Source organism: Pseudomonas sp. Pseusp11, from assembly GCF_047304405.1.
GTDB lineage: Bacteria > Pseudomonadota > Gammaproteobacteria > Pseudomonadales > Pseudomonadaceae > Aquipseudomonas.
In genome coordinates this window covers 21,250-31,890 of record NZ_JBGLZF010000033.1, presented here as the reverse complement: position 1 = coordinate 31,890, position 10,641 = coordinate 21,250, and the positions used below count along the sequence as shown (strand labels likewise).

Here is a 10,641-nt window from a genome sequence, read left to right as displayed (position 1 = left end):
CTCCGTTGAGGCTGGATAACGGCGGGCAGGCACAAGAATAGACGGCAAGAAGCCTGGCATCGCCCACCGTGATGCCGCTGAATGGATCAGGCCGGTCTCCGGGCTCATGAGCGGCTCGGGGCCAACTGCGCGCCTTCCCGCATCGTTCATCGACACAGTGGCATCAGGCGCAGTCTTCACTCATTTACCGTTGCGGGGGCAGCGCCGGGATCGTGATCATTCTTCGCTGGAAGAAATCCACTCACCGGCTTCCCTGTTTCACTCTGTCGACCAAGGCCACAGAGCACCTGAAACAAGCCGCGAAGGTTAGAGGGTTGGGGGTGGAGCGTCAATTAAAGACGGGACGCCTTCCGGCGAATAACTGCCGCCGATCAATTATCTGACGCCAATCTTGTGCCACACTGCCAGCAGTGATATCAAAGAGCCACAGCCTCATAACACAATAACAAGGGTGAGCCACATGCAAGGCATGATCATCAGCAATCCGAAGCTGGAATTCCTGCGCCCGGTGCTGGAACGCTGGTTTGACTGTATCGACCGCTACAACGCCGTGCGCGGCGATAACGATACGCCTTACTGGTACGACGAAAACGCCAACCTCGGCCTGCTCTCTGCCGCAGCCTGGATGGCGGAAATGGTCACGCTGCAGCAAACACCGTCGCGCAAACAGACCGAAGAAGGCGAACGCAACGCCCGCGCCGATCTGTTTATCGCTACCAGCGAAGAACGCGCGTACCTGCAGGCCACCCAGCGCTGGCCACGAGTCAATAGCTTGAACCTGACCCAGGCACTGGCAGACATCACCAGCGACGCGAAACGCATCAGCTACGCCAGCGACCTGAAACTCGGCTGCCTGTTTGTCGCCCCACAAAAAGCCCAGCACAGCGCCACCCCGGAAGAACTCCAGGACATGCTCGACGACCTGCAAAAGGAACACACCTGCGCCGTGGCCTGGTATTTCCCTTACGCCTACCGCAAGTTGCGCAATGAAGCCGGCAATTACCATCCGGGGATCGCCGTACTGTTCAAGGAAGCCCGCGGCTGACCGGTTGAACCATCGGGTGTTTACGCTTCTCTATGATTACGTCAATGCATTCATAGGGAAGATCAGTAATGCACAAACCTCAGCTCGTTTTCATCATCGCGCTCGCCGGAGGGCTCGCCGCCTGTGGTGAAACCTCCAGCCTGCAAGTTTCGGACGGCACCGGACCGTCGCCCAAGCTGCCGGAACCGAACAAAACCCTGATCCCGACGGTGAACATCGCCCCGGCGATCGGCTGGCCTCAAGGTAAAAAACCCGTCGCCGCCGCAGGCACTCAAGTAGTAGCGTTTGCCGAAAACCTCGAACACCCGCGCTGGCTCTACGTGCTGCCCAACGGCGACGTACTGGTGGCCGAAACCAACGCACCGTCCAAATCCGATGACAGCAACGGCGTTCGCGGCTGGATCATGGGCAAAGTCATGGGTCGCGCCGGGGCCGGCGTCCCCAGCCCGAACCGCATCACTCTGCTGCGGGACAAGGACCACGATGGCGTCGCCGAAACCCGCACGGTGTTCCTGGAAAACCTCAACTCGCCTTTCGGCATGACCCTGGTTGGCAAAGACCTGTATGTCGCCGACACCGACCGCTTGCTGCGTTTTCACTATGAAAACGGCGAGACAGCGATCAAGTCACAGCCAATCAAAGTGGTCGATTTGCCGGGCGGCACGCGAAATCACCACTGGACCAAAAATGTCATCTCCAGCAAGGACGGCAGCAAGCTGTACGTCACCGTGGGCTCGAACAGCAACGTCGGCGAAAACGGCATGGATCAGGAGGAAGGCCGCGCGGCGATCTGGGAAGTCGATCGCGCCACCGGCAACCATCGAATCTTCGCCTCGGGGATTCGTAACCCGAACGGCCTGGCCTGGGAGCCGCAAAGCGGTGCTCTGTGGACCGCAGTCAACGAGCGTGACGAAATCGGCAGCGACCTGGTGCCGGACTACATCACTTCAGTGAAGGACGGCGGGTTCTATGGCTGGCCTTACAGCTATTACGGGCAACATGTCGATGTTCGCGTCGAGCCACAAAACCCTGATCTGGTCGCCAAGGCCATTGCACCGGACTACGCAGTGGGCCCCCATACCGCATCGCTGGGCCTGACGTTCGCCGAAGGCAGCAAGTTGCCCGCTCCGTTCACCCAAGGCGCCTTCATCGGCCAGCATGGCTCGTGGAACCGCAAACCGCACAGCGGCTACAAAGTGATTTTCGTGCCATTCAGCGCCGGCAAACCGAGCGGGCAGCCGCTGGATGTGCTTACCGGCTTCCTCAACGACGAGGGAAAAACCATGGGGCGGCCGGTGGGCGTGGTGATCGATCAGCAGGGCGGCTTGTTGGTGGCGGATGATGTGGGGAACAAGGTGTGGCGCGTTTCCGCGGCTAAATAAACGTCAAAAGATCGCAGCCTTCGGCAGCTCCTACAGGGTGTACGTCATCCAATGTAGGAGCTGCCGAAGGCTGCGATCTTTTTTCAACAGGCGCCTACGCTATGGATTATGTGCCAAGTGCTCGGGCTGCAGGACGCGCTTGGCGCTCAGGTAGGCTTTCTGCCAGTAAGCCTTGGACAAGCTGTCCAGCTTGACCGTGCCGCCCGTGGCTGGCGCATGGACAAAGCGCCCTTCGCCGACATAGATCCCGGCATGGCTGACCTGGGAACCACCATTGGTGGCGAAGAAAATCAGGTCGCCGGTTTGCAGGCCTTCCTTGCCGACGTTGGGAGCCTGCATGCCGATCATCTCGCGTGTGGACCGCGGCAAGGAAATGCCTGCGACATCGCGATAGACGTAACCAATCAAACCGCTGCAATCGAACCCGGAATCCGGCGTGTTTCCGCCCCAACGATAAGGCGTCCCCACCAGACCGAGCGCGCGAAACAGCACGTCTTCTGCCGCAGGGGAAAAGGCTTGGGGAGAACCGAAAACAATCGGTGCACGAACCACCGGCGCAGGTGGCGGTGTGCGGCTGGCGCAGGCGCTGAGCAGCGCTGCGAAGAACATGAGTGCGAGGCGGGCCGACATCGTCATAAACAGAACATCCTGATCTGGCTGCGGCTTTTTTCTGCCACAAAGACAGAAAAGAAAACCGCCTGCGCAGAACGCAGGCGGTTTGCCATCAATAATAGATCAGGATTCTAGCGGCTACGCGGCAAACTTCAAGTAAGACTTTAAGTTCGCCTTGTAAACTGTCCGCTTATTTGCGCGCAGTGACGATAGGCGCTGCAGCCGGTGCCATTGCGAGTGCACGCTTGGCTTCGATGAAGGTCTTGCTCCAGTAGCTGTCGCCCAGGCTATCGACCCGGACACCACCGCTTTTGCGGCTGCTGGAGTGGATGAACTGGTTGTCACCCACGTAGATCCCGGCGTGACTGACACGACCGCGACGGCCATTGGTGGCGAAGAACAGCAGGTCACCCGGCTTGAGGGCACTGCGAGCCACCAGCGGAGCGTCAACGTTGATCATTTCGCGAGTGGAGCGCGGCAGGTTCATGCCAGCCTCTTCACGAAACAGATAACCGATGAAGCCGCTGCAGTCGAAGCCTGCCTCGGAGGTGCCGCCGAAACGGTAACGGGTACCGATCAGGGACATGCCACGCTCGAGGATGCTGTCAGCCAGAACCGGAAGCTGGTACGACTTGCCGCCGGCGAAGTCTGCCAGTTCTTTATTGGTTGCCAGCTCTTCCTGGAAAAGAACGGAAGAAGACTGTGCGGTAACTGAATTTGAAACCTGATGCTGTGGCTCTTGCTGGGACACTGGAGAGTGAGCAGCGCAACCGAACAACAGGGTGACGAGTGCGAGAGGCACGAGGGGTGCGAAGCGATTTAGCATGGGCACGACCGTGGCTGATAGTTGTAAAGAAGCCGAGACTATGCCCGCTATCGATCTCATTTGCAAATTCAATCGATCTTTATGTGACTTATCGGTTTCTCGTTTCCATCTAAGCGCTTAAGCCCATTTTGAACCTTTGCGCAGCCTGCCCCCTGCAGGAAAGCGGATTTGTTGACGCCTGGAATATGCCGGAACCCGCGAAAAACCTGGCCTTTACCAGCCCAACGTCTCTTTCAGGAACGGGATTGTCAGCTTGCGCTGAGCTTGAAGAGAGGCCTGATCGAGGCGTTCAAGCAGCTCGAAAAGCGCACTCATGCTGCGGGTACCGCGAGTCAAAATAAAATGACCGACTTCGTCAGTCAGGTGCAGGCCACGACGGGAGGCGCGCAACTGCAAGGCACGCAACTTGTCTTCGTCAGAGAGCGGACGCATCTGGAAGATGAGTGCCAGTGTCAGCCGAGACTTGAGGTCCGCCAGCTTCACCGGTAGTTCGCGCGGGGATGTCGAGGCGGCGATCAGCAGACGCCGACCGCTGTCACGCAAACGATTGAACAGATGGAACAACGCCTCTTCCCAATCCGCTTTGCCGGCGACCGCCTGCAAATCATCCAGGCAAACCAGTTCGTATTGTTCGAGGTTGTCGAGGATTTCGATGCCGCGGTCCATCAACTCGGCCAGCGGCAGATACACCGCCGGTTCACCCATCTGCTCGAAACGCAGACAAGCCGCCTGCAACAAATGCGTGCGCCCTACCCCGTGCTTGCCCCAGAGGTAAATCAGGCTTTCCGTCCAGCCGGCGTCGGCTTCGCACAGCCGCTCGACATAGCCGAGTGCAGCGGCATTGGCGCCTGGGTAGTAATTGATAAAGGTGGCGTCATCACGCAGACGCACACCTAGGGGCAGCTGAATCGGTTTCATGCTGACTGAACAGTTCCAAAGGAACCGTTAGTGGCCTCTGTGTAAAGTTTGCGAAGTTTATACCCGTGAAGCTGACGGCACAATGCGACAGACCACAAGCAAAATCAAAGGTTTGCGTTAACATGCTGGTTTTATGACAGTTTCTTTGGCGGTGCATGTGACAGCCGCGCGAGGGATACGGGCAAACCCGGTGTGAAACCAGGCTGCCCGCGACGAGCGATCAAGAAGCCTTACTTCTCAGACTCGTCGACACCACCGTAGATATCCGAATCTTTATACAAATCATGCACATGGCGCACCAGGACCATGATCACCGCCGCCACCGGCAATGCCAGTAGCACACCGGTAAAACCGAACAGCTCGCCGCCGGCCAGAATCGCAAAGATCACCGCCACCGGGTGCAGGCCGATCCGGTCGCCCACCAGCAACGGCGTCAGAACCATGCCTTCCAGCGCCTGGCCGACCATGAACACCGCGACGATACCGATCATGGGATACAGATCGCCACCGAACTGGAACAGGCCGGCAATCAACGCCGCGCCAATCCCGATGACAAACCCCATGTACGGCACGATCGCCGCCAGGCCGGCAATCAGACCGATCAACAGCCCCAACTCCAGCCCGACGATCATCAAGCCAGCGGCGTAGATCACACCCAGCGCCAGCATCACCAGCAACTGCCCGCGCACGAACGCCCCAAGCACTTCATGGCATTCCCCGGCCAGGGACATGACCCGCTCTTCACGATCACGCGGCAGCAGGCTGCGGATCTTGGCCATCATCAGGTCCCAGTCGCGCAGCAGATAAAAACTCACCACCGGGATCAACACCAGATTGGCCAACCAGCCAATCAGCGCAAGGCCTGAAGCCGTCGCCTGACTCAGCACCACGCCGACAATGTCGGTGGTCTGGCCCATGTGCTCGCTGATCGCCGCCTTGAGCTTGTCGAACTTCCAGAAGCCCTCCGACAAACCCAACTTCGATTGCGCCCACGGCAACGCGGTGTGCTGCAACCAGTCGAGCATCTGCGGCGCCAGTTCATACAAGCGAAACAGCTGCTTGGCGAGCATCGGCACCAACACCAACAACAGCGTGGTGAGGACCATCGTGAACAACGCGAACACCGCCACCACGCCCCATGTCCGGGACAAGCCGAGCTTCTCCAGCCGATCCACCAGCGGGTCGAACAGATAGGCCAGCAACAGCGCCACCAGGAACGGCGTCAGGATCGGATGCAACAGGTAAACAAACGCGCAAAGCAGGGCCACCCCACCGAGCCAGAACCAACGCCGCGTATCGGCCATGTACCACTCCTGCTTCTATATAAAGAAAAAACTCACCAACGGAAATGCAACTCCGGCGTCGGGGCAGGCGCTGGCGCTGCGGCCGGCGCCGAACCCGCAGTCACCGGCTGAACAGGTGCCGGCGCCTGACTGGCCGGAACTTCCTGCAATTGCGCCAGGGACAACTGAGCTCGCAGCTGATCGGCGCTGCCGTTGACGCGATAAAGCACGCGGTCGCCATCGACACTTTGCAGACGCGCGCCAAAAGGCTCCAACAAACGCCCAAGCGTCGCATAACGCTCCAGATTCATGCCCTGCACTTCCAACAATTGCTCACCCGACGCACCTGGCTTGGCGACGAAACGCGACGCCAGACGCTCGCTGACCGCCAGCATCACCGCATCGGCCACGGCGGCGGTATCGGCGCCCTGCACGCTACCGGCCTCTTTCTGATCGCCCAGCCACAGTCGCCACTTGGCTTGCCATTGCCCCCCTTCTTCACGGGCATGCACCGCCAGCAAGGCATCGGCATTGTAACGATCGGAGGCACTGCGCAATGGCGCAGGGTCGGCGCCTTCCAGATTCGGTGCCGTAGCGACGATCTGTTCATTCAGGTCAGCCAGCGGCAAACGCAGCGGCAGGCCACGGTGCTGAGCCGCCCGACGCAGGGGCGCAGCGCTGGCCTGACCATCACCGACCAGGCTCGAACCTTCGGTGGAATCGTTCAACCACCAGCCGAGGATCGACGGCCGATTGGCCCCCCACACAGCCAACCCGGCACGACGCAAGGCCTGCTCGGTGGTGGCCGGATCGAAATCGACTTTCAGCACTTGCGGTGGCCCGGCGTCGTAGCCGAACTGACTGATGATCTGCTGAGGGTCTTTGCGCACGGCCGCAAGCCCTGGGCTTTGCGCCGCCTTGGGATCGCCGGTCAAGCGCAACACCAGCGTTTCCAGCGCCTGCTGAGTCGCCTGATCGCGCTCCTCCGGTGTCTGGCCGGTGACCGGTTGGCGCACTTGATAGAGGCCTTTGACGGTTTCGGCATGGCTGGCCAGGCTGACCACGGATAAACAGCCCACGAACAAGAATTTAAGAAAACGCATGAAAGATTCCTGACGACAAGAGCGGCTGGAACAGACCGCATGAAGACGATTGAGCCAGGGCTGTGACCACACGCCCAAGCAAAACATTCACACGATCGCGGTAAGTTTTCGCACTGTCATAACGATAGACGGTTAACGTCGTACCTTATACAGCCATGTGGGACGCCGCCAACACGGGCAATATCAGTTTTTTTAACGCGATATGCCCCTGCCCGTCGGCACGAGGATGGCCGCTGCCCCTCAAGCCTGATAAAATCGCGCGCCTTCGCAGACCGGCTACAGCCGGGTAGTGTCGAAATAGCGCGTGAGGCAATTGCCTCATCAATTTCGACAGGCCCGCTGGACTCGGTCGTTACCCCTGAATCCCCCCTAAAGGCCTGGATCATGAGCAAGCAACCCTCCCTGAGCTACAAGGACGCCGGTGTAGACATCGACGCCGGTGAAGCATTGGTCGAACGCATCAAGAGCGTCGCCAAGCGCACTGCGCGCCCGGAAGTCATGGGCGGCCTGGGCGGTTTCGGCGCCCTCTGCGAAATCCCGGCCGGTTACAAACAACCGGTGCTGGTATCGGGCACTGACGGCGTCGGCACCAAGCTGCGCCTGGCGCTGAACCTGAACAAGCACGACAGCATCGGCATCGACCTGGTGGCCATGTGCGTGAACGACCTGGTGGTCTGCGGCGCTGAGCCGCTGTTCTTCCTCGACTACTACGCCACTGGCAAACTGAACGTCGACACCGCTGCTCAGGTTGTAACCGGCATCGGCGCCGGCTGTGAACTGTCCGGCTGCTCCCTGGTCGGCGGCGAAACCGCTGAAATGCCTGGCATGTATGAAGGCGAAGACTACGACCTGGCCGGCTTCTGCGTCGGCGTCGTGGAAAAATCCGAAATCATCGACGGTTCGAAAGTCGCTGCCGGCGATGCCCTGCTCGCCCTGCCGTCTTCCGGCCCGCACTCCAACGGCTACTCGCTGATCCGCAAGATCATCGAAGTGTCGGGTTCCGACATCGAGAACATCCAGCTCGACGGCAAACCGCTGACCGACCTGCTGATGGCTCCGACCCGTATCTACGTGAAGCCGCTGCTCAAGCTGATCAAGGACACCGGCGCCGTCAAGGCCATGGCCCACATCACCGGCGGCGGCCTGCTGGACAACATCCCGCGCGTACTGCCAAAAGGCGCTCAAGCGGTGGTCGACGTCGCGAGCTGGACCCGCCCTGCGGTGTTCGACTGGCTGCAAGAGAAAGGCAACGTTGACGAAACCGAAATGCACCGCGTGCTGAACTGCGGCGTCGGCATGGTTATCTGCGTGGCTCAAGAACACGTTGAAACCGCGCTGAATGTCCTGCGTGAAGCTGGCGAGCAGCCATGGGTCATCGGTCAGATCGCCACCGCTGCCGAAGGCGCGGCCCAGGTCGAACTGAAGAACCTCAAGGCTCATTAATGTCCCAGACCTGTGATGTGGTGGTGCTGCTGTCCGGCACCGGCAGTAACTTGCAGGCCTTGATCGACAGCACGCGGACCGGCGACAGCCCGGCCCGCATTGCTGCGGTGATTTCCAACCGCGCCGACGCCTACGGCCTGCAACGCGCCAGGGACGCGGGTATCGACACCCGCACCCTGGATCACAAGGCTTTCGAAGGCCGCGAGGCCTTCGATGCCGCGCTGATCGAACTGATCGACGCCTTCAACCCCAAACTCGTGGTACTGGCCGGCTTCATGCGCATTCTCAGCGCTGGCTTCGTGCGCCATTACCAGGGTCGCCTGCTCAATATCCATCCCTCGCTGCTGCCCAAATACAAAGGGTTACACACTCATCAGCGCGCGCTGGAGGCCGGCGATACGGAACACGGCTGCTCCGTGCACTTCGTCACCGAGGAACTCGATGGCGGACCACTGGTCGTACAGGCAGTAATACCGGTAGAGTTGCACGATTCGCCGCAGAGTCTGGCGCAGCGAGTCCATACCCAGGAACACCTGATCTACCCGTTGGCCGTACGCTGGTTTGCCGAAGGCCGTTTATCACTCGGCGAACAAGGTGCTTTACTGGACGGACAGTTACTCGCGGCCAGCGGCCACTTGATTCGAACCTAGGAGATTTTATGCGTCGTGCCCTGCTCTTCGCTTGCGCTCTGCTCGCCCTGCCGTTTGCGCAGGCCGCGGACCTTCAACCCTTCTCCGCCAGCTACACCGCCGACTGGAAGCAACTGCCCATGAGCGGCACCGCCGAACGCAGCCTGACCAAGGAAGCCAACGGCGTCTGGAAACTCAGCTTCAAGGCGTCGATGATGATCGCCAGCCTGACCGAAGAAAGCACCCTGACCCTGGACAAGGACACGCTGCTGCCGCAGTCCTACCACTTCGAACGCGGTGGCCTGGGCAAAGCCAAGAAGGCTGATCTGGATTTCGACTGGACCAACAAGATGGTCACCGGCACCGATCGCGGTGACGCCGTCAAGCTCCCGCTCAACCGCGGCATGGTCGACAAGTCCACCTATCAGCTGGCGCTGCAGCATGACGTGGCCTCCGGCAAGAAAAGCATGAGCTATCAGGTCGTCGATGCCGGCGAAGTCGATACCTATGACTTCCGCGTGCTGGGCTCGGAGAAAGTCGACACCAAGGCAGGCCAGATCGATGCGGTCAAGGTCGAGCGCGTGCGCGATCCGACACAAAGCAAGCGCATCACCGTGCTGTGGTTCGCCAAGGATTGGGATTACCTGCTGGTCCGTCTGCAACAGGTCGAAACCGACGGCAAGGAGTACAACATCATGCTCCTCGACGGTACGGTCAACGGCAAGACGGTCAAAGGCAGCTGATCCGGACCGACATGAAAGCCCCGCAAACGCGGGGCTTTTTTTCGTCTGGCGTTAAGCGGGGGGGGGGGACAGGACAATGACAACTTTGAGCTGTGGCCAAATCGTCCGGCAAAAAATAGGAACGCGAACGTGAAGGAATACTCTATAAATTCAGGGTCTTTTTTGATCGAATGACTTTTCCTGATCCCTGCGAGGTTTCCCATGACCGTTACCGTCAATACTGTCTCCGCCGAAGGCTTTCGTCACAGCGTCCAGATCGATGACCATGAACTGTTTGCCGATGTCCCCAAATCCAGCGGGGGCGAAGGCACGGCGCCTGAACCCCATGACTATTTCGACGCGGCCCTCGGTGCCTGCAAGGCCCTGACCTTGAAACTGTATGCTAAGAAGAAGGGCATTCCACTGACCGGCGTCGGGGTCGAGGTCAAGCGCGACAACAGTGAAGAGCTGAAAGGCAAATATGCCCTGCACGTCAAACTCACGCTCAAGGGCGTACTCACCGACGCCCAGCGCGACGAACTGCACCGCGTGGCCGACCGCTGCCCGGTACACAAGCTGATGACCACCTCTGAAGTCAGCATCGAGACTCATCTGTCCGAAGGCGCCTTCAGCCAATAGCGGCAACGGCTGCGCAAGCGGGTTATGCTCCCTGCGTCA

Annotated in this window: 11 protein-coding genes and 1 riboswitch; of the genes, 6 read left to right on the top strand and 5 right to left on the bottom strand. The window is 59.8% G+C overall.

Going from position 1 to position 10,641, the window contains the following annotated elements:
* Positions 1-71 precede the first annotated feature (71 nt).
* A riboswitch (cobalamin riboswitch) is annotated at positions 72-306 on the bottom strand.
* Positions 307-460: 154 nt separating this feature from the next.
* Both ACCC96_RS22855 and ACCC96_RS22850 read left to right on the top strand, forming a co-directional pair.
* The gene (locus ACCC96_RS22855; protein ID WP_019579637.1) at positions 461-1,045 is read left to right on the top strand and encodes a hypothetical protein; all 585 of its coding nucleotides are present in this window, start codon (positions 461-463) and stop codon (positions 1,043-1,045) included.
* Between the two features lie 68 nt (positions 1,046-1,113).
* On the top strand, positions 1,114-2,427 hold the full coding sequence (locus ACCC96_RS22850; protein ID WP_413696975.1) for a PQQ-dependent sugar dehydrogenase: 1,314 nt from the start codon (positions 1,114-1,116) through the stop codon (positions 2,425-2,427).
* Between the two features lie 99 nt (positions 2,428-2,526).
* On the opposite strand, the gene ACCC96_RS22845 is transcribed toward ACCC96_RS22850, so the two are convergent.
* From ACCC96_RS22845 to ACCC96_RS22825, 5 genes are all read right to left on the bottom strand, one after another.
* A complete protein-coding gene (locus ACCC96_RS22845) occupies positions 2,527-3,063 on the bottom strand; it encodes a C40 family peptidase (RefSeq protein WP_019579635.1) in 537 nt (178 codons plus the stop codon).
* A gap of 166 nt (positions 3,064-3,229) precedes the next feature.
* Positions 3,230-3,865, bottom strand: a complete 636-nt coding sequence (locus ACCC96_RS22840) for a C40 family peptidase (RefSeq protein WP_019579634.1) — start codon at positions 3,863-3,865, stop codon at positions 3,230-3,232.
* Between the two features lie 213 nt (positions 3,866-4,078).
* Positions 4,079-4,783, bottom strand: coding sequence for a DnaA regulatory inactivator Hda (hda, locus tag ACCC96_RS22835; RefSeq protein ID WP_007936072.1), 705 nt, complete (start codon positions 4,781-4,783; stop codon positions 4,079-4,081).
* A gap of 230 nt (positions 4,784-5,013) precedes the next feature.
* The gene (locus ACCC96_RS22830; RefSeq protein WP_413696974.1) at positions 5,014-6,087 is read right to left on the bottom strand and encodes an AI-2E family transporter; all 1,074 of its coding nucleotides are present in this window, start codon (positions 6,085-6,087) and stop codon (positions 5,014-5,016) included.
* Between the two features lie 32 nt (positions 6,088-6,119).
* The gene (locus ACCC96_RS22825) at positions 6,120-7,169 is read right to left on the bottom strand and encodes a DUF2066 domain-containing protein (protein ID WP_413696973.1); all 1,050 of its coding nucleotides are present in this window, start codon (positions 7,167-7,169) and stop codon (positions 6,120-6,122) included.
* A 384-nt stretch (positions 7,170-7,553) separates the two neighbouring features.
* On the opposite strand from ACCC96_RS22825, the gene purM reads away from it, so the two are divergent.
* The 4 genes from purM to ACCC96_RS22805 all read left to right on the top strand — a co-directional run bounded on the left by purM (position 7,554) and on the right by ACCC96_RS22805 (position 10,602).
* Entirely contained in the window at positions 7,554-8,612 is a 1,059-nt protein-coding gene (gene purM / locus ACCC96_RS22820; RefSeq protein ID WP_007936066.1) for a phosphoribosylformylglycinamidine cyclo-ligase, read from the top strand.
* A complete protein-coding gene (gene purN / locus ACCC96_RS22815) occupies positions 8,612-9,262 on the top strand; it encodes a phosphoribosylglycinamide formyltransferase (protein WP_413696972.1) in 651 nt (216 codons plus the stop codon). The genes purM and purN overlap by 1 nt, the downstream gene beginning before the upstream one ends.
* 8 nt (positions 9,263-9,270) lie before the next feature.
* Positions 9,271-9,984 (top strand): DUF3108 domain-containing protein, encoded by a 714-nt coding sequence (locus tag ACCC96_RS22810; RefSeq protein ID WP_258670441.1) that lies wholly within the window; start codon positions 9,271-9,273, stop codon positions 9,982-9,984.
* Between the two features lie 201 nt (positions 9,985-10,185).
* Positions 10,186-10,602: an OsmC family protein gene (locus tag ACCC96_RS22805; RefSeq protein ID WP_413696971.1), complete on the top strand. Its 417-nt coding sequence runs from the start codon at positions 10,186-10,188 to the stop codon at positions 10,600-10,602.
* The last annotated feature ends 39 nt before the right edge of the window (positions 10,603-10,641 follow it).

Bases quoted from the DNA above. Each gene is read 5' to 3' on its own strand.
- ACCC96_RS22855 (WP_019579637.1), top strand. From the start codon at position 461: ATGCAAGGCATGATCATCAGCAATCCGAAGCTGGAATTCCTGCGCCCG.
- ACCC96_RS22850 (WP_413696975.1), top strand. From the start codon at position 1,114: ATGCACAAACCTCAGCTCGTTTTCATCATCGCGCTCGCCGGAGGGCTC.
- ACCC96_RS22845 (WP_019579635.1), bottom strand. From the start codon at position 3,063: ATGACGATGTCGGCCCGCCTCGCACTCATGTTCTTCGCAGCGCTGCTC.
- ACCC96_RS22840 (WP_019579634.1), bottom strand. From the start codon at position 3,865: ATGCTAAATCGCTTCGCACCCCTCGTGCCTCTCGCACTCGTCACCCTG.
- hda (WP_007936072.1), bottom strand. From the start codon at position 4,783: ATGAAACCGATTCAGCTGCCCCTAGGTGTGCGTCTGCGTGATGACGCC.
- ACCC96_RS22830 (WP_413696974.1), bottom strand. From the start codon at position 6,087: ATGGCCGATACGCGGCGTTGGTTCTGGCTCGGTGGGGTGGCCCTGCTT.
- ACCC96_RS22825 (WP_413696973.1), bottom strand. From the start codon at position 7,169: ATGCGTTTTCTTAAATTCTTGTTCGTGGGCTGTTTATCCGTGGTCAGC.
- purM (WP_007936066.1), top strand. From the start codon at position 7,554: ATGAGCAAGCAACCCTCCCTGAGCTACAAGGACGCCGGTGTAGACATC.
- purN (WP_413696972.1), top strand. From the start codon at position 8,612: ATGTCCCAGACCTGTGATGTGGTGGTGCTGCTGTCCGGCACCGGCAGT.
- ACCC96_RS22810 (WP_258670441.1), top strand. From the start codon at position 9,271: ATGCGTCGTGCCCTGCTCTTCGCTTGCGCTCTGCTCGCCCTGCCGTTT.
- ACCC96_RS22805 (WP_413696971.1), top strand. From the start codon at position 10,186: ATGACCGTTACCGTCAATACTGTCTCCGCCGAAGGCTTTCGTCACAGC.